20 protein-coding genes are annotated in these 25797 nt (G+C 52.0%); 11 read left to right on the forward strand and 9 right to left on the reverse strand.

What is annotated here, in order from left to right; all coding sequences use genetic code 11:
- The coding region (locus PsW74_RS01975; RefSeq protein ID WP_208987786.1) for a hypothetical protein at nt 1-934 on the forward strand (934 nt) is incomplete at its 5' end.
- Nucleotides 935-967: 33 nt separating this feature from the next.
- Nucleotides 968-1714, forward strand: coding sequence for a formyltransferase family protein (locus tag PsW74_RS01980; protein ID WP_063287680.1), 747 nt, complete (start codon nt 968-970; stop codon nt 1712-1714).
- 24 nt (nt 1715-1738) lie between these two features.
- On the opposite strand, the gene PsW74_RS01985 is transcribed toward PsW74_RS01980, so the two are convergent.
- Both PsW74_RS01985 and PsW74_RS01990 read right to left on the reverse strand, forming a co-directional pair.
- Nucleotides 1739-2671: a DMT family transporter gene (locus PsW74_RS01985; RefSeq protein ID WP_063287679.1), complete on the reverse strand. Its 933-nt coding sequence runs from the start codon at nt 2669-2671 to the stop codon at nt 1739-1741.
- Between the two features lie 214 nt (nt 2672-2885).
- Complete coding sequence (locus PsW74_RS01990; RefSeq protein ID WP_057461061.1) at nt 2886-3155, reverse strand: DUF2798 domain-containing protein; 270 nt, start codon at nt 3153-3155, stop codon at nt 2886-2888.
- 259 nt (nt 3156-3414) lie between these two features.
- Between PsW74_RS01990 and PsW74_RS01995 the strand changes: the two genes are divergently transcribed.
- The 4 genes from PsW74_RS01995 (at nt 3415) to PsW74_RS02010 (ending at nt 8105) form a co-directional block, all read left to right on the forward strand.
- The gene (locus tag PsW74_RS01995) at nt 3415-4785 is read left to right on the forward strand and encodes a cytochrome P450 (protein ID WP_063287678.1); all 1371 of its coding nucleotides are present in this window, start codon (nt 3415-3417) and stop codon (nt 4783-4785) included.
- Nucleotides 4786-4878: 93 nt separating this feature from the next.
- Complete coding sequence (locus tag PsW74_RS02000; RefSeq protein ID WP_063287677.1) at nt 4879-5391, forward strand: GNAT family N-acetyltransferase; 513 nt, start codon at nt 4879-4881, stop codon at nt 5389-5391.
- A gap of 147 nt (nt 5392-5538) precedes the next feature.
- The gene (locus tag PsW74_RS02005) at nt 5539-6498 is read left to right on the forward strand and encodes an ADP-ribosylglycohydrolase family protein (protein ID WP_063287676.1); all 960 of its coding nucleotides are present in this window, start codon (nt 5539-5541) and stop codon (nt 6496-6498) included.
- Between the two features lie 224 nt (nt 6499-6722).
- Complete coding sequence (locus PsW74_RS02010) at nt 6723-8105, forward strand: FAD-dependent oxidoreductase (protein WP_063287737.1); 1383 nt, start codon at nt 6723-6725, stop codon at nt 8103-8105.
- 90 nt (nt 8106-8195) lie between these two features.
- Here the strand turns inward: PsW74_RS02010 and PsW74_RS02015 are convergent, their stop codons facing one another.
- The 6 genes from PsW74_RS02015 to PsW74_RS02040 all read right to left on the reverse strand — a co-directional run bounded on the left by PsW74_RS02015 (nt 8196) and on the right by PsW74_RS02040 (nt 16806).
- Nucleotides 8196-9425, reverse strand: a complete 1230-nt coding sequence (locus tag PsW74_RS02015) for an HAD family hydrolase (RefSeq protein WP_063287736.1) — start codon at nt 9423-9425, stop codon at nt 8196-8198.
- A 43-nt stretch (nt 9426-9468) separates the two neighbouring features.
- Entirely contained in the window at nt 9469-10530 is a 1062-nt protein-coding gene (locus PsW74_RS02020; RefSeq protein WP_063287675.1) for a LacI family DNA-binding transcriptional regulator, read from the reverse strand.
- 5 nt (nt 10531-10535) lie between these two features.
- A complete protein-coding gene (locus PsW74_RS02025) occupies nt 10536-12638 on the reverse strand; it encodes an ABC transporter ATP-binding protein (protein ID WP_063287674.1) in 2103 nt (700 codons plus the stop codon).
- An 11-nt stretch (nt 12639-12649) separates the two neighbouring features.
- Nucleotides 12650-13774, reverse strand: coding sequence for an ABC transporter permease (locus PsW74_RS02030; RefSeq protein WP_063287673.1), 1125 nt, complete (start codon nt 13772-13774; stop codon nt 12650-12652).
- Nucleotides 13774-14778, reverse strand: a complete 1005-nt coding sequence (locus tag PsW74_RS02035; protein WP_063287672.1) for an ABC transporter permease — start codon at nt 14776-14778, stop codon at nt 13774-13776. Before PsW74_RS02035 ends, PsW74_RS02030 begins: the two co-directional genes overlap by 1 nt.
- A gap of 72 nt (nt 14779-14850) precedes the next feature.
- The gene (locus PsW74_RS02040; RefSeq protein WP_063287671.1) at nt 14851-16806 is read right to left on the reverse strand and encodes an ABC transporter substrate-binding protein; all 1956 of its coding nucleotides are present in this window, start codon (nt 16804-16806) and stop codon (nt 14851-14853) included.
- 393 nt (nt 16807-17199) lie between these two features.
- Between PsW74_RS02040 and PsW74_RS02045 the strand changes: the two genes are divergently transcribed.
- The 5 genes from PsW74_RS02045 to PsW74_RS02065 all read left to right on the forward strand — a co-directional run bounded on the left by PsW74_RS02045 (nt 17200) and on the right by PsW74_RS02065 (nt 25050).
- Nucleotides 17200-18228, forward strand: a complete 1029-nt coding sequence (locus PsW74_RS02045) for a LacI family DNA-binding transcriptional regulator (RefSeq protein WP_063287670.1) — start codon at nt 17200-17202, stop codon at nt 18226-18228.
- An 11-nt stretch (nt 18229-18239) separates the two neighbouring features.
- The gene (locus PsW74_RS02050; RefSeq protein WP_082830447.1) at nt 18240-20747 is read left to right on the forward strand and encodes a glycoside hydrolase family 95 protein; all 2508 of its coding nucleotides are present in this window, start codon (nt 18240-18242) and stop codon (nt 20745-20747) included.
- 326 nt (nt 20748-21073) lie between these two features.
- Nucleotides 21074-21856, forward strand: coding sequence for a ThuA domain-containing protein (locus PsW74_RS02055; protein WP_057461049.1), 783 nt, complete (start codon nt 21074-21076; stop codon nt 21854-21856).
- Entirely contained in the window at nt 21856-22926 is a 1071-nt protein-coding gene (locus tag PsW74_RS02060; protein WP_063287669.1) for a Gfo/Idh/MocA family oxidoreductase, read from the forward strand. Before PsW74_RS02055 ends, PsW74_RS02060 begins: the two co-directional genes overlap by 1 nt.
- Before the next feature lie 435 nt (nt 22927-23361).
- Complete coding sequence (locus PsW74_RS02065; RefSeq protein ID WP_063287668.1) at nt 23362-25050, forward strand: EAL domain-containing protein; 1689 nt, start codon at nt 23362-23364, stop codon at nt 25048-25050.
- On the opposite strand, the gene PsW74_RS02070 is transcribed toward PsW74_RS02065, so the two are convergent.
- The gene (locus PsW74_RS02070) at nt 25047-25781 is read right to left on the reverse strand and encodes an MBL fold metallo-hydrolase (protein ID WP_063287667.1); all 735 of its coding nucleotides are present in this window, start codon (nt 25779-25781) and stop codon (nt 25047-25049) included. The genes PsW74_RS02065 and PsW74_RS02070 overlap by 4 nt on opposite strands.
- Nucleotides 25782-25797 lie beyond the last annotated feature (16 nt).

Genomic DNA, 25797 nt, shown 5'->3' on the forward strand with positions numbered 1-25797 from the left:
TTCTGCGCTTTCCCATTTCCCGCAGAACAAGCAGGATCTGATGGCGCTGGAGACACAGCAGGCGAATGACACGTCCACCGTCCTTTATCCTGGCAGCTATAAGCAGATTGTGCTGCAAGAGCTCGGTTTCACATTCTACAACGCAGTTCATGCCCGCAAGTTTCCGCATTACCACAATCACCGCACGGAATCTCGTGTGCAGGTTTATGGTGGCTGGCTCAAGGCTCGCCTACAGGCCAAGCGCCGAAAGCAGGAAGCCGATGTTATCTGGAGCCAGTTGAAGCAAAGCGGCACACCTTATTATCTCTTTGCCTTGCAGCTGAATGGGGATTTTCAGATCCGGGATCACTCTCCCTTTGCCAGCATTTATGAGGCCATTGAGAAGGTCATCGCCTCTTTTGCTTGCAATGCACCAGAGGGGACACTGCTGCTGCTCAAGAGCCATCCGCTTGAATATCGCTTCAAGGAGCTGTCTCGGGCAATTGTTGAGGCCAGTCGGAAGCATGGTGTTGAAGAACGCACGCAGCTCATTCATGGACAGACGATCAAAGCACTTGCTGAACCATCCCTTGGGATGCTGACCATCAATAGCTCTGCCGGCATTGAAGCACTTGAGTATGGTGTGCCGACCTGCTGCATTCTGCCAACAATTTACGATATGGATGGCCTGACGCATCAGGGCGATTGGGAAACGTTCTGGCGCTCAGCAACACCGCCGGAGCCAGATGTGTTCCGCAAGTTTATCGATGCGTTGAAAACCACCATTCAGGTGCGCGGGTCGCTTTACAATGCGGCTGGCCTGGAAGCTGCGGCAAAGGGGACAGCAGAAAAGATCCTCTCCACCTCCTACGCAGAGCAACGCCTGAAACGGGTTGAGCCGCCAAGGATGGAAAAAGCACGGAAAATGGGCGTCACCTACGACTACTTTATGTAGTTGACGACCACACTATGCAATTGGGGAGTACGCATGCAGATCTGTCTTGTTTCCAACGCCAGCGTTTACACTGATGCTGCTTTACATTCTTTGCTGGCATACCCGGAAATCAAGATCTGTGGCCTTGTGAAGTGCACCGCCGTATCTGGCAAGCGCAATGACTGGCGGGCTTATAAGGACCTTATGCTCCGCTCTGGTCCGCTTTATGCGGGATACCTGGGCGCCGTGACAAAGCCGGCCTACCGAATGCCACATGTTCCCAAATGGAAGAGCATGCGGACCTGGGCTCATAGCCTGCAATGTCCTGTTTTACCAACGAATGACGCCAGCGCGCCTCAGACTCTCGACTTTATTGAGCGTTGTAAGCCGGATTTGATCCTCACGGTTCATCTGGGGCAGATTTTGAACGCGACATTTTACGAGCGGTTTTCCGGCAAGACCTACAACATCCATCCCGGTAAACTGCCGATCTACAAAGGGCCGGATCCGGTCTTTCATGCAATTTTAGAGAATGAACAGGCTTTCACTCTCAGCCTGCATGAGAGCATTCAAAAGATTGATGCGGGTAAAGTGCTGGCGGAAACGATTGTGGTGCCGGAAAAGAGAACGCTCTTTCGCACCAACCTTGACCTGTTCCGCAAGACGGGGAAGCTCGTCGCCTCCCATTTTCTTGGCAAGAACGACTGCCCACCAGCGCCGGATGACCGGGCGCCGCGGTATCGCAGCTGGCCCACCAATGGCGATGTCCTGAGGTTTCTGGCCCGCGGCAACCGGCTTTAAACCGCACGGCAGGCACGCGACACGTTAGTCAGCGCGCGCAGCCACTTCCTCTGAGGTCTCAGGTTCAGCTCCCGTTTCCTTCTCAGCCGCACGGATACGCTGGCGAGACAGCGAGAACAGGCCTGCACCCACCACGATGATTGCACCGAGAATGGTGCTCCAGATTGGCAGATCAGAGAACACAAGGAATCCGATCGGGATCGACCAGACCAGCTGAAGATAGTTGAACGGCTGAATGTCGCTTGCCTGTGCCAGCGAAAGAGCTTTCATCAGCAGGAAGTGTGCGGAGGTCCCCGTTGCGCAAATGCCGAGCAGCAACGCCCATTCCACCTCATCAAACGCCATCATGTGTTGAGAGCCGATGATGGTGGAGAGAACAGTGCCCACGATGCCAACATAAAGGAATGACGTGAGCGCGCTGTCATCCTGGCTCGCAACACGGGTAAACAACTGGTAGAGCGCAAAGCTGACCGAGGCAGCCAGCGCCACCACAGCGCCCCAACCGCCGATGTTGCCGTCTGGCTGCAGCATCACCAGCAAGCCTGCCATACCGCAGAACATTGCCAGAATGCGGCGCCAGCCAACCGTTTCGCCAAGGAAGAGAGCCGCAAGCCCCGTCACGATCAGCGGATGGGCCTGAAAAATTGCCGTTACATCGGCCAGTCCCAGCATGCTGAAGGCGAAGGTGATCAGGCAGATTTCTGCAAACAGCAGAAGGCCACGAATAATCTGGAGCACCGGACGTTTGGTGCGCACCACATTATAGAGCCCTTGTTCACTGATCATAGCCCAGCCAACCGCAATCACCAGCAAAACCCAAAAGCGCACCATCATGATGAACCAGACCGGGTGGTCTGACACGAGCTGCTTGGTGATCGCATCCTGCATCGCGAAGATGAGCGTAGACAGGATTGTAAGCGCGATACCCATGTTTCGCTTGCCGAGGAGCTGAGCCATTTTGTGTCCTTGTTAGCAGCACAAATCCGCTTACTGAGGCGAACCAGAAAGCGAATACAGTGGGAGGAAATGTGCTGAAAAGAATTCTTGGATGCCAATCGACATCAATACTGCACGTATACTGTGATGCATCACAAAGCAAATGCAAAAAGCAAGGGACACTCCTTTTTGCATCACAGTTAGGTCAGGTGCTTTGTTTTTTGAAAAACGGAGCTTAGCAGCCTTCTGTCACTTCCTGCAGGTCGGCAGGCTCGTCACATACTTTCACAAGCTTCGACAGCAGGGCGATCACCAGGGGAAAGACCAGTGAACTGATAACAACAGCAAGCGCGAAGGCAACAGAAAACGACTTGAACCACAGCGCCATAAAGTTTTCGACAAACCCGAGGTTCAGCACCAGCATGGCAAATGACATCATAATGCTCATGAAGAATGAAATGCTGATACGCAGCAGGTAGCCATAGGTCCGTGGGGAAACATTCATGCACTTATCTCTAATTTTTGTTTGAGGTCAAACTATATGAAATCAAGTCAAACTGTCAAGATACCGTAGCGCATGGCAGTTATGCAGAGCCGTGGTTTCATCATCTCACCAAAACCACCAGTAATTGCATTGTATTTTCAGTATGATCCGACATTAAATTCAGCGAATTATTAAAGCGGCAATGCCTACACTCGCGCATCGGGTCATTTCCCGCGAGGACCCTCGATGTGACCATCATGATGCAATCGAGTCAGGCTCTATGGATACAAACAACAGCTTATATCGCCCTCCGGCACCTCACCCATACACTGAAGGCACGGGGGACTTTGATGGCGTTGAGACAAACCTCCTGAGGCACCTCCCGGAAGAACTTTACAAAGCAGATATCGTTGACATTTCCACGGCAGAGCAACCCAATTACCTGATCAACGACCCGGACCTCATCTCCGTAATTTTTGAAGAGAAACCCGAGATCTTCGTCAAAGCCGAGGGGATGATTGAATTGCTGCGCCCGTTGCTGGGCGATCATCCGATTGTGACGAGCAACAACCGGTGTGTGGACCAACGTGATATGATCCGGCCCATCGGTACCATGCGCACCCAGCAGGTGAATTTTGAGCACATCCAGAACTCAATCAACCGGTTCGAAGATTATTGCGAAGAAATTCAAAATGAAAACCGGGTGATTGACCTGTCTTTGCTGCTCAGACGCCTGAATGCAGACATCGCTTACAGAATGCTGTTTTCCAACGAGCTGCCGACAGATGTGTTCAACGAAATCAACTCCCATGCCCGTGACTTTGAAAAGCGCATCTCGCAGGTGATCCGTGAGACGGCAGAACAAGGTGTTGCCTGGCAGCTGCCCAAGCTGCCACAAACAGCCATGTATGCGGCCCAGCAACTGCGATATCTGGTCAGTATGCTGATTGATGGCAATATCCAGCACAACAGCTTTTCCCATCACAGCTTCTTACATAAGTTTCTCATCGCCCGCTCTCCAGAAACCAATATCCCCTTCACTCGCAAGCAAATCGTGGACCACGTCACCACAATCCTGAACAGTCAGGAGCTGGCAGCCGCAGCTTTGATGTGGGCGTTCTTTGTTCTCTCCCAATGCCCTGAGGCCAAGCAAAAGATCCGTGAAGAGGTCAGCAAAGTGGGTGGGCAAGACGACATTCAGTTCGAGCAGCTTTCACGCCTCAGATACACCCGCAATGTCTTCCGCGAAATCCTGCGGCTCTACCCGCCTATTCCGCACCTGACCCGTCGCGCCAGCAGACCAATCAAACTGGGTAAACTGGACTTGCAGGAAGGTGCGCAGATTACAGTGTCCCCATGGATTGTGCATCGACATCAGCAATACTGGTTCAATCCGGACCGTTTTGATCCTGAACGCTATATGCGCAAAGATCAGCACATCATCATGAAGAGTTTCCTGCCCTTTGGACGCGGCCTGCGCATGTGCACCGGCGCAAGCTCCGCCATTCTCCAAGGCACGCTCATTTTGGCAAACCTCGTTACCCGGTTCGACATAGACATTCTCAACGCCGACAAAGTAGAGCCGGAAGGTGTCCTCTTCCTCGAACCCACCCGCCCCATCGTCTGCAAAGTCACGCCACTCCGCAGTTAGGCGGGCATTCCAACATCACAACCGCTCGACGCCAGTCCTCATTCAGTGCTAATGCATTGCTCTGCTGAGTAGCTCTGACATGTGAGGGTGGTTATGTCTGTTGAGTTGAAGCCGATGGTATTGGCGGATGTGCCTGTGCTGAAAAATATGTTTCAGCTCTACCTCTACGACATGTCCAAATACATGCACTGGCCGGTTTCTGCATCGGGCGGGTTTGAGTTTGATGAGAACATCGTGCTTGCTTACTTCCGCGAAGCCGACCACCATCCCTATTTCATAGTGCAGGCTGGTGAGATCGCAGGTTTTGCGCTGGTGCGGCAGTATCCTTATGACACCACGCTGATCGACATGGGCCAGTTCTTCGTGCTTGGAAAGTTCACACGGCAAAGCTTGGGACAAGCGGCCCTGAAAGCCTGCCTGAAGCTGCATCCGGGAGACTGGCAAGTTCGCGTGCTACCCAAAAACACTGGAGCACTGGCATTCTGGACAAAGACAATCTCTGATCTGACCAACGCCGCCTATGAGACTCGTTCCAGTGACTATCAAGAAACAGAGATGACCTTCCTTCACTTCTCCAGCCAAAGCGCTCTGGCCTCAAGCACCTAACCAACAGCTGGTGCAAAAGCGTAGCAGAGCATTGCCAACATCAATCACAATGGGTTGAAGGGGCTTTTCGACGGGCAAGCCTCTCCCTATTATCTCATCAAAATTTTAGTGATGATTGAACCCGATCCTATCGGAATGGAGAATTGTATGAGTCAGCAAGCGTTTAAGGCCCATAGCCTTCTTGGTGCATTTGTTGCGGACGCCGCCTCGCTGGGGCTGCACTGGCTCTATGATGTTGACCGCATCCATCATGTCACGCAGGAGCACGATGACTCTGCTGCTTTCGTGCCGTTGACCCCATCTTACTTTGAGGGCGTGCCAGCTTACTTCGCTCATGCCAATCGGCAGGACGGCCAGTTCACCCAATACGGTGAAAACCTGCATCTGGCACTGAAGCATCTGCTGGCTCACGACAAACACCTGAAGATGGAAGAGTTTCAGCAGGCCTTTACGGCTCACTTCGGCGCTGGTGGCACCTATAACGGCTATATTGACCGCCCAACACGGGGCACACTGGAAAACATTGCTAATGAGAAGCTCACCCCTTCTGGCGTAGATGATGATCAGCTTCCTGCACTCTCCAAGATTCCGGCAGTGCTGTTCGCCTATGAGCAGAGCGAGCAGATGCAGGATCAGGTGGAAGCGATTATCCGCTCCACAAATGACAATGAAGAATCCGTCGCTTACGGCTTTATGTTTGCCGATCTTCTGGACCGTGTTGTGAACGGTGAAGACTTGCAAAGCGCCCTGTCTGCTGCAGCTGATGCTGCCCATCCTGATATTCAGGAAAAGCTTTTGGCTGCTCTTTCCGCATCAGAAACGGACCCCGTTGCATACGGTGAGAGCACGGGCCGTGCCTGTCACCTTGGCATGGGTGTGCCGCTGAGCTTCCACATCCTCAAGAACACAGGTTCTTATCGTGAAGCGATTGAAGCCAACATTCTGGCAGGTGGAGACAGCGCTGGCCGTTCCATTTTGATCGGTGCAGTTCTTGGCGCAGTACATGGCCTGAATACCGACAAAGGCATTCCACTTTCATGGATTTTGAAGGTCCAGAACAATGCAGAGCTCTGGCAGGAATGTTGCGACTTAACCGGGCATAACTAGGGACAAAATCCGAAGATCGTCCCCGGCCTTCGGGGCGGAATAAGTGCAGCATCGAATAATTATGCATGCTGCGCGTATTCGTATGAACGCAGTGTGTTTTTAGCTGCTTGAATATCCCAAAACGCTTTTTCGGTTTGTTAGGGCTGTCCCTGAGTTTCCCTTGTGGGTTGCGATAAAACACCTCAAGGTTGCAGGCGCACCTCTTTCAAACCAAAGTGTTTCCAATGGTCTTTCGCCCCCGCAATAGCAGCCTAAACCGCAGGAATTTCCTTAAAACTTCAGCCTCTTCCGTCGTCTTTGCCGGTCTGTTTGATCTGAACCAGACCCGGCCCAATGTGTCGGCCAGAGGCAAACGTGTGATCATTATCGGAGCTGGTATTGCAGGCCTCGCCGCCGCCCGCGATTTGATGGACACGGGCTATAGTGTGCTGGTGCTAGAGGCAAGCAACAAGATTGGCGGGCGCATTCGCACCAACCGCGCACTGGGTGTCCCAATTGAAGAAGGTGCGGGCTGGATACATGGCCCTAAAAACAACCCCATCATGAAACTGGCTGAACAGTCTGGCCAAAAAACCTTCGTCACGAAAGATTCCAATTTCACCGTTTACAACCATATGGGCAAACAAGTTTCCAATCAGAAAATCTCTAAAATGGGTCAAGAACATGAACAGATGCTGGGCCTGATCGGCTCTGGCATGAACAAAGATATGGCTCTTTCGGAGGTTCTGGAGCATATGGCGCCCAGAATGACTCGAAACCCAATATTCAGGTGGATGACATCCGCTTATACTGAATTTGATACAGGCAGTCCGGTGAGCGAACTTTCCGCCATGTATTTCAGCCAAAATGACATGTTCGAAGGTGAAGATGTGGTTTTGGTAGACGGGTACGATCGGCTTCTGGAACCTCTCACCCACGGTATCCCAATCCTCAACCGCAAACCGGTCCAACGCATCGCTTATCATGACCGAGTTGGCGTGTTCGTACAGACCGACAAAGAGATCTTTGAAAGTGATTTTGTGATTGTCACAGTACCACTCGGCGTGCTCAAGGCGAAGGACATCGAGTTCATCCCCCCCTTGCCCAAAATACATAGGAACGCAATTGAACGCGTTGGTATGGGCGACGTCACAAAAATAGCGATGAAGTTCGATGAACTCCACTGGCCTGAAAAAACACAGTATTTTGGCTTAATGACGCAAACTCAGGGCCGCTGGAATTATTTCCTCAATCATAAGCCCTTTATCAACGCAAACGTACTCACCGCTCTAAGCTTTGGCAATTACTCCCGCATGATCGAGACCATGGATCACGACTATATGCTTGAAGATGCTATGAAAGCCGTGCGCACAATGTTTGGCTCGGATACACCTGATCCTCGTCACTACATTGCAACCCGATGGTCGCAAGACCCTTACACGAAGGGCTCTTTTTCTTACGCAAAAGTTGGTAGTGACCCGTATGATTTCAATATTTTGTCCGAACCTATTGGTCACTGCCTGACATTTGCCGGAGAACATACTGATTTTAAGTATCATGGTACCGTTCACGGTGCATATCTGAGTGGCAAAAAAGCTGCAAAAGTTGCAATGGAAACAATACTTTAGCTTTCTTTCCCCTCAATCGTTATGAAAAACCGCAGGAGAGTAATCCCACGGCTTAATCCTTTTCAAAATTTCATCTGCTATCTCAATAGCTTATGCCTTGGAATTAATCTCTTCGAGCACATCCAGAAGCTGATGCGGAAGGCCAATTGTGTAATCCGGCTCTTCATCCGCATTTGCTGGCTCTGTCGGATAGCGCGGCGTCCAGTTGATCCAGACAGATGTCATCCCTAAGCGGTTGGCGCCTGCCACATCACGCTCAAGGTTATTCCCCACCATGACACAGCCTGCGTGATCCGCTTCTTCCAGCCCCAAAAGCTTGACCGCTGCAAGGAACATCCGCGGATCCGGCTTGTGGCAACCAACGGCCTCAGAAATCGACCGTGCATCGAATTTATGCCAGAAATCCATAGCCTTATGGACATTCTCAAAGCTCTCCACCAGACCATCTGCAACCAGTGCAACCATGTAGCCGCGCTCCTTGAGCCAGTCCACCAGCTTATCCCCGCCCGGGATCGGTTCTGCGGAGAGCACTAATTCCTCTTCCACGAAAACCTGTGATCCCTCATCGATCAAAGTATCCCCGCTATCGAGGAACACAGCCTTCACGCCTTTCGCCTCTTTTCGCAGCTGCGCCAAAACAGAACGAACCCGAGACGGAACAGAAGCCTTCAACTCTTCCCAAGGCATCATCTCAACAGAGCGCAGATCAAAGATCTGGTCAAAATGATAAGAGGGTTTGAACGCTTTAGATTCCATATACTTACGAGCGACATGATGATCATAAGGCTTCAGGTCAACCAGCTCTGCGGCAAACATATCCTGCACAAGAATGGAGCCTGATCCGGCCCGCTCACCACAGCAGATGCAAGTCACTGCAAAATTCGTCCGTAGCGCTTCAGAACTCGCTGCAAAAGCGTGTTTTCCCGGTTCAGAATAAAGGGTTACCCGCCCCTCTTGCAGCGGCACCTGATGGTTCCAGGTGCTCAATTCCCCAGCACAGCCATGGGCACTGCCTTCAACACGCACCACTTCACCAGCCTCGCTGAGGTACACCCAGATGTGCTCCAGCTCATACAGGTGTTGGATATCCCAGTCCCACCAGATGGCATACTCGATTGCAAGCGCAGCGCCGTTTAGCTTTATTTTATGGGCACTTGAGACGGATATGCCGTCCTGATCATAGAGCGTATACCCCAGTGCTGACGGGAGGAAAGGTTCTTTGTCGTCAAACCGGATGACAGGTGCATGCTGCTTCACCAGCTCTGCAATATCTGCCGATGTTGCCTCAGAAAAAGACAGAGGGGCTGCGGAAATGTTCAATTGAAACTCCTTGTTCTTCTTGTCCTGCAAGAAAGTTGGCGCCTTACGCAGCACCTGTAGAAAGAGGAAGAGATCCCTTACGGGGATGAGAAACGGAACGCCGTTGTTTCAGCTCAACCGGCTTGGTCTCATGCAGACGCTTACTGGAAGGATTGCGTATCTTTTCAATGACATAACGGGCAGCAGATGCTCCCATTTCAGCAATCGGTTGCTGGATAGTAGAAAGCTGCGGTGAGGTGATGCTGCTTATCGGGATACCATCGTACCCGAGAATGGAAATGTCCTCTGGCACACGCAAACCACGGTCAAAGCACGCATGCATAGCACCAATGGCTGCAGTATCCGTAATCGCAAAAAGCGCTGTAATCTCAGGGTTTTGATCCAGCAATTCATTGGCGGTTGCGTACCCCAGATCATAACGCTTACGCTCATTGGGCTCTGGCAGGTAGACAGACTTCTCAATCTGATACTCGCGAGCAACTTCCAGTATGCCGCGCATACGTAGGTTGCCAACGCTCTCGCGGCGCGGATCATGATCAGCTTTGGTCGCAAGCACGCCGATATGTTTATGCCCCAGAGCAACGAGGTAGCGCATACCAATCCTGCCACCCTCAGTGTTGTCGCAAACCACAAAGGATTCAGAGCGGCGCCCCGGCAGAATATCCACGTAGACCGTCGGAATATCATTGGCTTGCAAACGTTTAACGTTCTTCAGTGTCTCAGCTGCCGAGTTGGACGGACGAACGATTGCACCCGCCACCTGCATCTCGATCATGGTCTGGGTGTACTTGCGCTCCCGCTCCGCTTCTCCCCGTGTGCAACAGGAGAGGACCTTGAAGCCTTCGTCATGCAGCGTCTTCTCAATGGAGGCATAAAGCATGGTTGCGAACGGGGATTTCTGGTTCTCCAGGAACAGCGCCACGAGATTGGAATCCTGTCGGCGCAAAGAGGTTGCCAGACGGTTAGGGCGATACCCCAACTCATCAATGACAGCTTGAATCTTTGCGCGGGTTTCATCCTTCACCCGCTCATCCTTGTTCAACACACGAGAGACGGTTGCCGTTGAAACTCCAGCTTTTTCTGCTACATCCCGGATACTTGCCATCAGTGCTACCCCGCCATTGCTTCAAGCTGGTCTACTGGCGTATTTTGCACCACATCGGGATGATGGCAAGCAAGCAGATGGTCCGTGCTGATCTCACCAAGCGAAGGATCAGAACTCTCACAAATACCTGAAGAATAACGACATCTCGGCGCGAATGGGCATCCCTTTGGCAAGTTGGCCGGGTCCGGCACATTGCCCTCCAGACGGATGCGCGTGTCATCCGCGTGGGCATTCGGCACCGGTTCCAGAATCGCACTCATCAACGCTTCGGTATAAGGATGCCTTGATGCGTTGAAGATCGTCTCCGTATCTGCCAGCTCCACAATCCGCCCTGCATACATCACAGCAACACGGTCACTGATATGGGCAACAACGCTGAGATCATGACTGATGAACAGGTAGGTGAGGTTCAGCTCTTCCTGAAGGTCTTTCAGCAGGTTGAGGATCTGCGCCTGTACGGAAACATCCAGCGCAGAAACTGCTTCATCCGCAATGATCACCTTCGGATAAGGAGCCAAAGCACGTGCAATTCCAATACGTTGACGCTGACCACCACTGAAAGCATGCGGGTAGCGTTTGAGGAACTCTTTTGAGAAGCCAATTTTATCAAGCACCTCAAGAACACGATGCTCAATGTCCTTTGAGCTCTTCAGCTCCTGTCCAACCCGCAGCACTTCAGCGATGATATCATATACCGCCATGCGAGGGTTGAGTGAGGAGTTCGGGTCCTGAAACACCATCCGAATATCCGCCCAGTATGGACGCAACTGACTGTCCGTTTTGCCAGTCAGCTCAACGTCTTCCTCGTTTGGACGGAACACCACCTTGCCCGTGGTTGCCTTGTGCAGGCCGATAATTGTCTGGCCCAGTGTGGACTTGCCACAGCCAGATTCTCCAACAAGACCAAGGGTTTCGCCGCGCCAGATGTTGAGTGACACATCATTCAGCGAGCGCACTGTTCCCGTTTGACGGTTGAAGAAGCCTGAGCGGATCGGGAAGTGTTTGCTCACGTTCTGTAGCTCAAGGATTGGCGCAGCTGTGCGGTCTACCGGGTTTGGGACATGCAGGCAGTCATCAACTTGGGAGGTCGACGCATGTAGTGGGACAAGATCTGCCTGTGCCCCAAACCCGTGACAGCGGACGCTTTGCACCCCACTGGTCGTAGTCAGTTCTGGTAGTTTTTCATTACAAAGACCGGTGACAAAGTGGTCACAACGCTCCTGAAATGGACAGCCCTTGGGCCGGTTCTGAAGGCTTGGTACGACGCCCGGAATGGCATTGAGACGCGCACGGCGTTTGCCATCTGTGTGAGGTAGGGAGGCCAAAAGCCCTTTGGTATAAGGGTGTTGCGGGTTGGTGAGAATCTGTTCAACAGGCCCCTGCTCCACCACATTGCCCAGATACATGATCACCACCTCATCGGCGATATCTGCCACCACCCCCAGATCGTGGGTGATGAACAACATGGACATATTGCGGGTCTTCTGCAGATCACGCATCAGGTCCAGAATGATCGCCTGCGTGGTCACGTCCAGCGCGGTGGTCGGCTCATCTGCAATAAGAAGGCGTGGGTTACAGATCAACGCCATTGCAATCATGGCACGCTGGCGCATACCACCAGACAGTTCAAAGGTGTAGCTGTCGAACCGGTCAGTAGCAGATGGAATGCCCACCAGCCGCAACATCTCAATCGCCTGAAACTTGGCTTCTTCCTTGCTCAGGTTCGTATGCCAGCGCAGCACTTCTACAATCTGATTACCAATGGTGTAGAGCGGTGACAGCGAGGTCATCGGCTCCTGATAAATCATGGAAATCTCATTGCCTTGAATGGCACGAATATGCTTTGCTTTTGCAGGACCTCGGGCAAGATCAAGCAGATCACCACTCGCACGCTGGTATTCTATGCTGCCGCTTTCAATGGCAGCGTGGTTATCCAGAATACGCAGCAGCGCCTTTGCGGTGACAGACTTTCCGCAGCCGGACTCCCCCACCAGACACACCGTTTTTCCCTCGGGAATGGAAAAACTGATGTTGTCCAGCGCGGTTACTTTCCCATCATCTCCTGAGAAGGAAACACTGAGATCCGTGACGTTAATCATGGGTTTCATGGTTTCAATCCTCACTTGGAATACGGGTCGGCAGCATCACGCAAACCGTCACCAAAGAAGTTGAGTGCAAGCACAGCAATCACGACCATCACGCCCGGCCAGAACAACCATGGAGCATTGGCGATAGAGCGGATATTCTGCGCTTCCTGCAGCAGAACACCCCAGCTGACCACAGGCTGGCGCAGGCCAATCCCCAGGAAGGACAAAGACGTTTCAGCAACAATCATGCCCGGAATGGCAAGCGTCACCACCGCTATGATATGGCTTATGAAACTTGGTACCATATGGCCTACCAGAACACGCGGAACAGAACATCCGTCCAAACGAGCGGCTTTTACGAAGTCCTCCGATTTAAGAGAGATAAACTTGCCGCGCACCACGCGGGCCAACCCTGTCCAACCGATGATCGACAGGATTACCGTGATCAGCAAGTAGGTCTGCAAAGGTGGAGTATCCGGCGGAATCGCAGCGGCGAGGCCGATCCAGAGCGGGATACTTGGCAACGATTGAAGAAACTCAACAACACGCTGCGTGACCGTATCCACCCAGCCTCCGAAATAGCCGGAAAGACCGCCGATCAGCACACCCAGTACGAGGCTCAAGGCTACGCCTACAAGACCGATGGTCATGGATACGCGCGTGCCATGGATGGTGCGGCTCAGCACATCACGGCCAAGACGGTCCGCTCCCAACAAAAACATGCGATCACGTTTCTTGACCGGGCCAAACAGGCGGCGCTCAGCAGGGATGAAACCAAACAGATTGTAAGGCTTACCTTTGACGAAAAAGCCCAGCTTCACAACACGGCGCGGGTCTTCAACAAAGGTGCGGCGACCTGAGTTGTAGTCAATCTTGGAGCGGTATCCCAACACATGCGGCTGAAACACTGTACCGTCCTTTGTCTCCAGCAACCAATGAATGCTCTGCGGCGGCGCATAGGTGTTGCGCACGCTGAAGTCATTAGGGTCATGCGGTGCTAGGAACTCCACGAACACGGCGATCAGATAGATCAGGAGTGTGATGATGCCACCCAGCATGCCGAGTTTATGTTTGCGGAAACGGCGCCACATCAGGCGCCATTGGCCCTCATAAGCGCGTGAACTTGTTGGTGCACCAGCGAAATCAGTAGCGCTCATTACAGCCCCCCATTGTTGAACTGACGGCGGATACGCGGATCAAGCCAGGCAAGTAGTATGTCGGAGAACAACGTTCCAATCACAGTCAGAAAACTGAGGAACATGATAAGGGCAGCAGCCAGGTACATATCCTCCTGACGCAACGCATCAAACAGCAACGGACCTGTGGTTTGCAAACCAAGCACAATGGAAACAATGGTGGAACCAGACACGATCTGCACAAATAGTTCGTTGAGACTGGACACGAACGGGTTTAACGCATGACGAACCGGATACTTGGTGAGCACCCAATGCTCCGGCATGCCTTTGGCGCGGGCGGTGACCACATAGGGACGGTGCAACTCGTCCAGCAAGTTTGCTCTGATGGTGCGGATCACGCTTGCAGTTCCAGCAGTCCCTAAAACGATCATGGGAATCCAGATATGGGCCGTCAAATCACCGACGCGGGCAAAGGACCACGGCGCATTGACGTAATCCGGTGAGAACAGCCCACCGACATTTTGACCAAAATAGCGGAACGAAACATACATCAGCACAAGCGCCAGCAGAAAATTTGGCACAGCGAGGCCGATAAAACCAAGGAAGGTGGCGACATAGTCACCAAGGGAATATTTGCGAACAGCGGAGAAAATGCCAACGGGAATGGCGACAGTCCAGATGAAGACCATGGAGCAAATCGAAAGCAGCGTCGTCATGCCCAGACGGTCCCAGATCAGCTCTTCAACCGGCAACTCATAACTGAAAGAGCGCCCGAGGTCTCCATGCACTACCATCTTCCAGACCCAGTCAAAGTACTGGGCCAGAACGGATTTATCCAATCCATATATCTTCCGCAGACCTTCGGCTTCAGCAGCAGTGATGTAATCTCCATCCAACGATGCTTCCAAAACCAGTCGGTCAATATAGTCTCCAGGTGGCAGCGTGATCACCAAAAACGCGACGAGCGAAATCGCGAGCAAGGTTGGGATCATCAGCAGGACCCGTTTGACAACAAACATTCCCATTTAATGCAGATATCCTAGTTGCAAGGCTCTGCCCCTCCACACAGGGAGAGGCAGATTGGTTCGGGCGATCGATTACTTCTTGGAAGGATCGATGTAGAAGCTGGAGAAGTTCACAGGTGCAGGACCCGGATACAGCCAGCCTTCCAACAGCGTGTCAGGCACATTGCGCAGCTTGTTGCTGATGGAGCGGAAACCACCGCCCGGCAACGCAATACCCATGGACAGGAAGTTATCTGCAGAAAGCTGCATAAACTCTTCCATCAGCGCCGTTTGCTCATCACCCACCTTGGTTGGTACCAGGTCAGTAATTTCATACATGCGCTTCACGCCGGCAGGCGGCTCAGTTGGTACAACGCCTTCACGAACAGTTGCGTCGGCATCCTTTTTCAGGTCATGCCATGCATCCCAGCCTTCCCAGTTGCCGTGCTCTTTGAAGTTGGTCAGTCGCTCAAGGTTCACCAGCGGGAACTGGCCGCAGCCATTCTCACCCACCCAGATGGTGATCTCTTTGTCTGCACGACCCAATGTTGCCATGTGGATCTCATCACTGGCCACGCTCACCACAACCTCAAGACCCTGCTCCTGCCAGTCTTTCGCGATGATCTGCATCATATCCACCCAGTCCGGGCGGAAGCCTTCGTTCACATGAATAATGAACTTGAATGGCTTGCCATCAGGACCTACACGCTTGCCGTCCGGGCCCATTGGCAGGATCTTCTCGAGATGCTCTGCTGCCAATTCAGGATCAAACTCAGTGTACTGACGGGCCAGCTGATCGTTGTAATACGGCGATTCAGGACGCGGGCTGACCTGATATGGCTCCCCTTGCCCCAGATACACGGCATCAATGATCAGGTCCCGGTCCATTGCAAGAGACAGACCGATACGAAAGTCTTTGCTTTGGAATACCTGCGCCTTGATCGGGTCAGGATGGTTCATAGCGAACATGAACTGCGCATTGTTGTAGTTACAGCTGTTTGCCGTCACGAGACGGTAGTCACCCCGCTCTTTATTATCGAAGAAGACAGAGCGGTTTGGCGGCGTTGAGATGTTGCGCGGAGAGATGTCGATCTCACCCTGAACAGTCTTCAGCAGCGCAACTTCCGGATCTTTCGCCAGTACCCATGTGCGTTTGTCGATGTAAGGCAGCTGGTTACAGGAGCTATCGACTTTCCAGTAATACGGGTTGCGCTCAAAGGTGAAACGCTCTTTGCCAAGAACCGCTTCAGTCGGACGCCACGCCAGCATGGTTGGGCGGTTGGGATCGTTGTGCTCAGCATTTTTACCGTAGGTTCCAATACGGCCAAGCCACCATTTTCCGAAGTCAGCTTCACCTGCATCTGCCATCATCTTGGCAACGCCGTCCGGGTTCAGGTCTTTCATAAAGTCTTTGACGTAGTGCTCAGCAAACTGGACGACACGCTGACCGTAAGGCGAAGCCATGTCCAGCATGAAGACACCGTTTGGCTGGCTCCAGGAGAAGCGCACTGTTGTGTCGTCCAACGCTTCGACTTTCGCTTCTTCACCATTGACGATGAACATCTTGCGAGGACCCTTGGGGTTGATCTCACGATTGGTTTCAATGTGATCCCACCAGAACTGGATGTCCTTTGCAGAGAACGGCTTGCCATCAGACCATTTCAGGCCTTCGCGCAATTTGAAGGTGTAGGTGGTCGCATCCGCCGAGATGTCCCAGCTCTCAGCGATGTTAGGCAGAACCTCGGAACCATCCGGGCTCCAGCGCACCAACGGGTCGTATCCATAACGACGATAATCACCGATACGGGATCCGGCATATACATCAGTCATCTCACCGCCATAAGTGCCGATACCCTCAATCCCTTCAACAACGAGTGGATTAACCGGCAGGCGATCCGCGACGGTTGGCAGGCCGGACATCTGATCCAGAAGTGGTGCCTGATGATACACTGAACATTGATTGGCAGAAGCTGCTGCTGTGGCTGCCACAAGGGCCAGCGCGCTGACTGCTCCGCCAAAAACCATCTGCCGACTACGTTTCAAACTCATTGCAAAATTCCTCCGCAAGCTTTGTGTAAAGACTACCAGCAATCGGAATCACTGTAATCCTTTTCACTTTTTTGCTCCCACACATAACACTCATATGACGAATCGGCGTCTTATATTGAAGCTTGCCAGCAGGTCTCCTCCCATACCGACACCCCTAGGTGATCTATACTATTCGCAGAATTGCAACAGTTGTGAGTTTCAATTTCACTTGTTACACCCCGAAAATTAGTATAAACCCATAAATCACAGTCATGAAACATCAAAGTGTAACGTTTACATGTTTTTGGTCGTATTTTTACATGACTGTTTTATGAAACTCTGATTCATAGAGACCCGCTCCCACGCTCTTATGAGTGTTACATAATAATATATTTTCACGAGGACTTTTTTGGCATGACAGATATTCGTCGTGTAGCTGAGGTAGCAGGCGTATCCACGGCCACGGTGTCGCGGGTCATCAACAACACTGGCCCAGTGAATGCCAAAACCCGCGAAAAAGTTCAGCAAGCCATTCTTGAGTTGGATTATCGGCCCAACAAGATGGCAAGCAGTTTGCGGCAAAAAGAGACCCGCATCGTCGGTATTTTACAGACCGACCACAGCACACATTTCAGCTCAATATTTGCAGATGCTACGGAAGATACGCTCTTCAATCATGGCTTTACTACGATTATGAGCAACACCTATGGTGAGCGGGCAATGGAAAAGGAGCAGATTGAATTTCTGCTCGACATGCGCGTTGGTGGTATTTTACTGCGTCCGTTTAAGGACACTTCGCACATCCCTTCTCTTATCCATCGTCTTGAACAGGCGAATGTGGCTTGCGTGCTGGTGGAGAGCTATCCTGTCGATCCTCTGCAGTTTCATGCCAATCTCAACAATGTGCAGGGTGGGCACATTGCCATTCAACATCTGCTTGAGTTGGGTCACCGCTCCATCGGTATGCTGCTGCCGTTTGAACCGTGGCATACGGAAGGCCCGCATGACTTGCGCCTGACAGCCGTTCAGCGCGCAATTGCAAAGTTTCCAGAGCCCGTTGAGCTTCACATCAGACGGGACAATGCGAAAGATCAGGTCGCCTTTGGATTTGAAGCCACGCGTGCTCTGCTAAAGACTTCACCCAACACCACGGCCATCTTCGGGACAACAGACCTGCTCGCTGCCGGGGCTCTTCATGCAGCGCAGGAGATGAACCTCTCCGTCCCCTCAGATCTTTCAATCATTGGCTATGACGACAGCTATGTCGCCTCATCCATGCACCCCCGCCTGACCACGGTTTCCCAACCCATTGATGCGCTTGGAGAAGCGACGGGGAAATTGCTGCTTTCCATCATTGAAGACCCCACAATCCCACCTCGCTCCGTTTCTATATCCAACATTTTGAAGGTTCGCGACAGCACCGGACCCGCCCGTACTTCCTAGGACATTTCATCGTGATTACAGATTTCTTTCCAAACGCTGATCCCGCTCATACGCTCTGGTACGATACACCTGCTGCTCACTGGAACGAGGCCTTACCACTCGGAAATGGCCGCCTTGGCGCGATGATCTATGGCAGCCCAATAAACGCCCGTATTCACCTCAACGAAGATACGCTCTATTCGGGTGAACCAACTCGTATTTACCCGGTGCCGGAAATAGCAGGTCAGATTGCGCATGCTGAAACACTTTTAAGAGACGGAAAGCTCTTTGAAGCGCAAGAGTTCGTGCGCAAGAACTGGACGGGACGACAAGGGCAAGCATACCAACCAGTCGGCAATCTGTTCATCACAATGGCAGACCAAGGCGAAACATCAAACTACCGCCGCGCACTGGATATTCGTCATTCTTTGCATCATGAGAGCTATGAGCAAGGCGGCGTGAAATACGAGCGCGCCACCTTTGCCAGCTATCCGGATAATGTCATTGTCGTTCGCTTGACAACAGATAAGCCAGGCACACTCTCCCTCAGTCTGCGTTATGACAGCCCGCACCCGACATGCCGTACAACGCAGGAAGCTGACAACACGCGCTTGCATCTTCGCGGCCAAGCTCCCGCCTTTACCAGCAGCCGTGTGATTGAGCGCATCGAGCATGATCAGGAACAGGCCCGGAATCCCGAGATTTTTGGGGCAGACGGCAAACTCCGACCCTTTGCTGAGAATGAGCAGGACGGACATCGCGGCGGTATTGTTTACAGCGAAGATGGCCTGGGGGAAGGCACGTATTTTGAGGCAGGCCTTTCTGTTGAGTTGGAAGGCGGGAGTATCCGCCCAGAACGCGGTGAACTGCATGTTGAAGGCGCAACAACCGTTACCCTTCGTATTGCGGTGGCAACCAGCTTCAACGGACCGGACAAAAGCCCTAGCCGTGAAGGAAAAGATCCGGCTCCTATCGTAAGAGAGGCATTGGAAGCTGCAGGCTCTATTCCTTATGAGGGCATGCTGCAAAAACACATGGATGATGTGTTGAAGCTGTTTGACCGTGTATCGCTCAAACTGGGCAATGATCCCATTCCCGATCTGCCAACCAGCACGCGGCTGGAGCAGTTTCAGGACAAAGGCGATCCAGCCCTTGCCGTGTTGCAGTTCCAGTATGGCCGCTATTTATTGATTGCGTCTTCTCGTTCAGGTAGTCAGCCACCAAACCTGCAAGGCAACTGGAACAACCTGCGCCGCCCGCAGTGGTCCTCCAATTATACGATGAACATCAATCTGGAGATGAACTACTGGCCTGCCGAGATCACAGGCCTTTCCGAACTGCATGAGCCGCTCTTCATGCTAATTGAAGAACTGGCAGTCTCAGGCGCTCGCACAGCCAGGAAAATGTTCAATGCTCCTGGATGGTGTGCGTTCCACAACACGACGATCTGGCGTGACAGTGTGCCATCTCCGTGTGACCCAGCCTCTGCGTTTTGGCCCATGGCAGCAGGCTGGTTGCTCTCTCATATGTGGGAGCACTTTCTTTACACTGGCGACAAAGAATTCCTCAAGAACCGCGCTTACCCTTTGATGAAATCTGCAGCGGCATTCTACGAATGGTGGCTCTGTGAGAACAAGGATGGTTATCTGGTGCCGAAGGTCAGCACCAGTCCGGAAAACCGGTATCTGGATGAGGATGGGCACGTCATTACAGTCGATCAGGGCAGCACCATGGACTGCGCCATTATTCGGGAGACCTTCACCAACACCGCCGCTGCGGCCCGACTACTGGGACTTGATGACGATCTTGCAGAGACATTAGAGACAAAGGCTGCACGGTTGTTGCCTTACCAGATCGGAGCACAAGGTCAGGTGCAAGAATGGTCTCAGGATTTCAAAGAGTTCATGCCAACGCATCGCCACTTGTCTCACCTCTATGGCTTGTTCCCTTGTGATCAAATCGGCAAAGACACACCAGAATTGCTGAAAGCTTCCGTGCGCGCTCTTGAGATCCGCGGAGATCTGGCAACCGGGTGGAGCATGGGGTGGAAGATTTGCCTCTGGGCCCGTGTCGGTGACGGTGATCATGCTTACAAGATCATCCATAACATGTTCAACCGCGTGGAGAATGAAGCGCCGAAGAGTGAAGATGGCGGCCTTTATGGTAACCTCATGATCGCGCATCCGCCATTTCAGATCGACGGCAACTTTGGTTACACACGCGGCGTTTCCGAGATGCTGATGAACACGACCCACAACGGCATTCAGCTCTTGCCTGCTTTGCCAAGCGCGTGGCCGAAAGGAGAAGTTCGCGGTCTGCGTGCCCGTGGCGGTTTCGAGATCGACCTTATCTGGGAAGATAACAAGCCCACTCAGGCCCAAGTCACCAGCCATCATGGAGGCGACCTGACTGTGCTTTGTAAGACGCCATTTGGGGGATCTACTTTTGATCAGACCCTACAACTTTATGTAGCGACACAAAAAACTGTCGCGGGAGAAACGTTGGCACTGGCCTTTAACGAAGCCCTACTGGTCTCCTAGTCCGTAAAACCTGCTAGAAAATGGGGTGACTAATTGTAGAATTCGACTGAGAACTTCGCGTTACTTAGACGGATTCTACAGTTCGCAGTAAATCGGTTGCACTGCAACAAATGTTTCGGTGAATTTCTTGATATTTCATTGGCATTTCATACCAAGGTTGAAGCAGAGTTGCAGTCAACCGCGTTCTGCGGTCCCAAGACGCGATAGCATCGCACCTACAAAAATGAGCAAGTCCGCAGTCTTTCTCGCAATGGGGAAGGCCCTTTCCATATCTCCGTTTTGTCTGGCCCTCAGGCAAGACACTCCACATCTATCGGAATACGCCAATGATTAAGACCATTGTCTGGGGCGAAAACGTCCACGAGCAAAAAAACAAAGTTGTTGCCGACATCTATCCTGATGGGATGCACAATCACATTGCTGCTGCTTTGAACAATGATCCAGAAATTTCTGCAACCTCCGCAACTTTGCAAGATCCAGAGCACGGCCTGACCGAAGAACGTCTTGCAGACACAGATGTTCTGATCTGGTGGGGCCATGCAGCACACGGGGACGTTTCTGACGAAATCGTTGAACGTGTGTGTGAACGTGTCTGGTCTGGCATGGGCATGATCTTCCTCCACTCTGCGCACTTTGCAAAACCGTTCAAGCGTTTGATGGGCGCACCTTGTAACCTGACATGGCGCGAAGCTGGCGAGCGTGAGCGTCTTTGGGTTACATCCCGCAACCACCCAATCACTGCGGGCATTCCAGACAGCTTTGAGCTGGAAAATGAAGAAATGTATGGCGAGCCATTTGGTGTGCCAGAGCCGCTAGAAACTGTCTTCATCAGCTGGTTCCAGGGCGGTGAGGTCTTCCGTTCTGGCCTGACTTACAAGCGCGGTGCAGGTAATATTTTCTATTTCCGCCCAGGCCATGAGACTTATCCAACATACCACAACGAAACCGTACAGCGCGTCATCGCCAACGGCGTGAAATGGGCCTACAACCCGCAACCACGTATTGCTGACCCGAATGCGGCTCCAAATGTGCCAGTAGATGAAGCACCAGAGAAAATTGAAGAACGCGGACCACGTCTGCACGAAGCAGGCGAGGAAGGGTATCGTTGATGCGTCTCGTTATTGTAGGAACCGGCGGCATGGCAAACAGCCATGCCAACAAGTTCGGTGAAATCGACGGTGTTGAAATCGTTGGCGGCGTTGACCGTAATGAAGAACGCCTTACAGCCTTCTGCGATGAACACAACATCGCCAAACGCTTCACCTCACTGGAAGACGCTCTTGCGTGGGACGAATTTGATGCGGTGGCAAATGTCACGCCTGATGCTGTCCACCACCCAACCACAATGACGCTTCTGGCAGGTGGCAAACACGTCTTCTGCGAAAAGCCACTGGCAAGCAATTTTGCCGATGCTGACGAAATGGCAACTGCAGCCGAAAAAGCCGGTCTGATCAACATGGTCAACCTGTCTTATCGCGACGTGTCAGCCCTTCAGAAAGCTCATGAGCTGATTGCAGCAGGTGAAATTGGTGAAGTTCGCCATTTCGAGGCCTCTTATCTGCAAAGCTGGCTGACCCAACCTGCATGGGGTCATTGGGACAAAGAAGAGAAATGGCTCTGGCGCCTTTCTGAAGCGCACGGGTCACTGGGCGTTTTGGGGGACGTCGGCATTCACATTCTCGACTTTGCCGGGTTTGCGATTGGCGCACCGTACCAGTCTATCTCCTGCCACCTGAAGACCTTTGACAAAGCACCGGGCAATCAGATTGGAGAGTACAAACTGGATGCCAATGACAGCTTCACCATGATGGCAGAAACCACATCTGGCGCTGTTGGTGTTGTTCATGCTAGCCGTTTTGCTTCCGGGCATATGAACGACCTGCACCTTCAGGTTCATGGCACCAAGGGCGGCATAAAAGTCACCAACACCGGTGGTCTGGGTGAGTTGTTCGTCTGTTCAGGCCCAAACCTTGAGAAGGCGGAATGGGAGCAGATTGAGCTTGCTCCAACACCAAACAACTACCGTAAATTTGCAGAGGCCGTGCAATCTGGTGTGAATGGCCACCCAACCTTCCGCCATGCAGCGAATCTTCAGCAAGTCCTTGACCTCGCCGTTGAAAGCAGCACGGCCGGCGGGCGTCGGGATATCCCGATAGCCGCACAGCTGCAGAACGCATAACCAACAAAAAGGAGAGCAATTGCTCTCCTTTTTTGATCTGCAATCTACCCTTGTATACTCCGTGAAAACTATGGACAATAATTAGAACTAAAGCTCTAGTTATAAATGTAGTGGTAAATATTCTTTTCCAAACACTCAAAGAAACATTGGCACGATGTTGAATGCAAATTCTATTTCAACTCAAATGCCCCATAAGACTTAATGTTGCGCAAAAATGCGCCACACAGTACTAATACATCACCAAAATTTATAATATAAATACACACCAATACTTACACATACTTCGGTGATTAGATTTCATTATTCCTAAACGAAACATTAAAGACAATTATAACTAAATCTTTCCCTTAATTATCTGCAGTGAAGCATTGCGATTATCTTTGAGTTTAATTATTCAGTGCATGCAATTTTATTTCGAGTCTAGCCGAGGATCTTGTGCCAGTACCTCCTGAGCTTCTTTCAGTTGCAGTAGAGCAATGTTCTGAAACCATCATGGTTGCAGATCATGAAGGTACAATTGTCTATGTGAATTCACAGTTTGAGAAAGCGACCGGATACTCCGCAGAATACGCTGTTGGTCGAAATCTGGACTTCCTGCGCTCCGGTAAGACACCACGCGAAACCTTTGATGATCTCTGGACAACCTTGAACCATGGCAAGCCATGGGAAGGTGAATTCATCAACCGGCGCAAAGATGGCTCCGAGTACGTCGAGCACTCCAAGATCTCTCCGGTTGAATGGCAAGGCGGCAGCGCGAACAAGAAGTACTATCTGGCGATCAAGAAAGACATCACGGCTAAAAAAGAGAGCGAAGAGGAGCTTTCCAAACTCGCTTACACGGATGCTCTGACTGGCTTGCCAAACCGCGCGCACTTTCTGCAAGAGTTGGAAAGCGCTGTTGCAACGACCAAGGATGGTTCAAACCAGTGCGCTGTCATTTATATGGATCTGGACCGCTTTAAAGAGATCAATGATACATTGGGGCATGACGCTGGCGATCAGTTCCTGGTGCAGGCCGCTAAGCGCTTTGAGAGCGTTTTGACCGAGAATGCCCTACTCTCTCGCCTTGGTGGTGACGAGTTTGTCATTTTGCTGCGAGATACTTCCAACGCCGAAGCCGAAATGACGGTTCACCGTCTGGAGACAGCAATGGTCGCCCCGATTGATCTGGGCGAGCAATCTCCAATTCTTTCTGCAAGTATCGGCGTTGCTGTGAGCCAACTGGCAAGTGCGTCCAGCAGCACTATGCTCAAGCAAGCCGACATTGCCATGTATCATTCCAAGTACAACAACCTCGGCTTCAGCTTCTACACCTGTCAGATGGAAGAAGCCGTCGTGCGCAAAGTTCTAATTTCCGAAAAGCTCACAACTGCGATTGAGGAAGGCAACTTGCGCCTCAAGTATCAGCCAATTGTAGAGCTGAAGAACGACAAGCTTTATGGCGTTGAAGCGTTGATGCGTTGGGAAGACCCGGACCTTGGTGCGATCTCCCCCTCCGAGTTCATTCCGATTGCCGAATGTCAGAATATGATCGACGACATTTCAGACTGGCTCTTCCGCGAGACAGCCTGCCAATATCGTCAATGGGTTGCTGAAGGGTTCGAGTTCGCAGGCCGCATCGCAATCAACCTTTCGGAACGAGAGCTGGCAAAGCCAAATCGTGTGGTCGAGATTCTCGCTCTGCTGCAGAGCCTGGAAGTTCCACCAGAAATCTACGAGATTGAGTTAAGTGAGTCCGCATTCATCAACGAAACAGGCCATACTCAAACCAATCTGGATGCCCTTGCCAATGCTGGCATGATCATCGCCATTGATGACTTTGGCACCGGCCACTCTGCACTTTGGCAACTACGCACCCAAAAGCTGGACAAGCTCAAGATTGATCATAGCTTTGTGCAGAGGATGGAAACAGATCAGGCCACACGCGATATTGTTGAAGCAATCACCGCGATGGCCAGCCTGCTCGACCTGAAGGTTATTGCAGAAGGCGTTGAAAACCTGACGCAAGTTGACCTGCTCAAAGATATCAAATGCTGCTATGCGCAAGGCTATCATTTCGCAAAGCCTCTAACGGCAAAAATCTTTGCCACTGACTGGCTTGGAAAGGCTCAGGCTGTCGCCTAAACCTTCAGTTCCGCGAGTTCAAACTCACGACCATCTTCCCCCAGAGAAAACTCCGCATAATCCTTAATGGCTTCAGCCACGGCAGGTCTGGACGCGTCATCAATGTGGTACAGCACCCAGCGACTGCCTGCTTTTCGCGACAAGTCTTTTACATCTGCCCAGGAGCCATGCCCGTTTGCGGCAGTCATGTACTCGCACTCTATGAAGGCAAGGTCCGCCTGTGCAGCAAGCTGCTCCCCTTCTGGAGACAACAGGCCATCGCCTGAATAAAACAGGGTCACGGTTTCGCTTTTGAGCTGCAGGCTGCGGTTTGGAACTGAATGATTACTGGCGGTGGTCGCCGCATTCCAAGGCCCAACGACTGCCAAGTCCTCAGAATCTTGCCAGTGGAGGTCAAACCCCAAGTCTTTTTCCGGCCAGTATGCAAACTCCATAAGCCGATACAAGGCCTGATGCTGAGAAGCCTGACGAAAGATGGTCAACGGCTTCGAGCGCTTGAACGATTTCATGTAATTGAGCAGCGTTGTTAAACCAAGACAATGATCCGGATGGCAATGCGAGATGTAGATGCAGCTGATATCTTCAGCTGTCATGCCATTTGCAAACAACGCCTGAGGCACGGTTGGGCCGCAATCAATAAGAAGCTTGAACTCACCTTCTAAGATCAACAAAGATGAGTTCGTTTTTTGCGGATCATACGCGTCGCCACAACCAAGCATTTTCACATGCATACTGTTCCCCCTCGCA

This window comes from Pseudovibrio sp. W74, assembly GCF_001623085.1.
Lineage (GTDB): Bacteria > Pseudomonadota > Alphaproteobacteria > Rhizobiales > Stappiaceae > Pseudovibrio.

What these genes read in the sequence shown, in the direction of transcription:
- PsW74_RS01980 (WP_063287680.1), top strand. Translation starts at nt 968, where the DNA reads ATGCAGATCTGTCTTGTTTCCAACGCCAGCGTTTACACTGATGCTGCT.
- PsW74_RS01985 (WP_063287679.1), bottom strand. Translation starts at nt 2,671, where the DNA reads ATGGCTCAGCTCCTCGGCAAGCGAAACATGGGTATCGCGCTTACAATC.
- PsW74_RS01990 (WP_057461061.1), bottom strand. Translation starts at nt 3,155, where the DNA reads ATGAATGTTTCCCCACGGACCTATGGCTACCTGCTGCGTATCAGCATT.
- PsW74_RS01995 (WP_063287678.1), top strand. Translation starts at nt 3,415, where the DNA reads ATGGATACAAACAACAGCTTATATCGCCCTCCGGCACCTCACCCATAC.
- PsW74_RS02000 (WP_063287677.1), top strand. Translation starts at nt 4,879, where the DNA reads ATGTCTGTTGAGTTGAAGCCGATGGTATTGGCGGATGTGCCTGTGCTG.
- PsW74_RS02005 (WP_063287676.1), top strand. Translation starts at nt 5,539, where the DNA reads ATGAGTCAGCAAGCGTTTAAGGCCCATAGCCTTCTTGGTGCATTTGTT.
- PsW74_RS02010 (WP_063287737.1), top strand. Translation starts at nt 6,723, where the DNA reads ATGGTCTTTCGCCCCCGCAATAGCAGCCTAAACCGCAGGAATTTCCTT.
- PsW74_RS02020 (WP_063287675.1), bottom strand. Translation starts at nt 10,530, where the DNA reads ATGGCAAGTATCCGGGATGTAGCAGAAAAAGCTGGAGTTTCAACGGCA.
- PsW74_RS02025 (WP_063287674.1), bottom strand. Translation starts at nt 12,638, where the DNA reads ATGAAACCCATGATTAACGTCACGGATCTCAGTGTTTCCTTCTCAGGA.
- PsW74_RS02030 (WP_063287673.1), bottom strand. Translation starts at nt 13,774, where the DNA reads ATGAGCGCTACTGATTTCGCTGGTGCACCAACAAGTTCACGCGCTTAT.
- PsW74_RS02035 (WP_063287672.1), bottom strand. Translation starts at nt 14,778, where the DNA reads ATGGGAATGTTTGTTGTCAAACGGGTCCTGCTGATGATCCCAACCTTG.
- PsW74_RS02040 (WP_063287671.1), bottom strand. Translation starts at nt 16,806, where the DNA reads ATGAGTTTGAAACGTAGTCGGCAGATGGTTTTTGGCGGAGCAGTCAGC.
- PsW74_RS02045 (WP_063287670.1), top strand. Translation starts at nt 17,200, where the DNA reads ATGACAGATATTCGTCGTGTAGCTGAGGTAGCAGGCGTATCCACGGCC.
- PsW74_RS02055 (WP_057461049.1), top strand. Translation starts at nt 21,074, where the DNA reads ATGATTAAGACCATTGTCTGGGGCGAAAACGTCCACGAGCAAAAAAAC.
- PsW74_RS02060 (WP_063287669.1), top strand. Translation starts at nt 21,856, where the DNA reads ATGCGTCTCGTTATTGTAGGAACCGGCGGCATGGCAAACAGCCATGCC.
- PsW74_RS02070 (WP_063287667.1), bottom strand. Translation starts at nt 25,781, where the DNA reads ATGCATGTGAAAATGCTTGGTTGTGGCGACGCGTATGATCCGCAAAAA.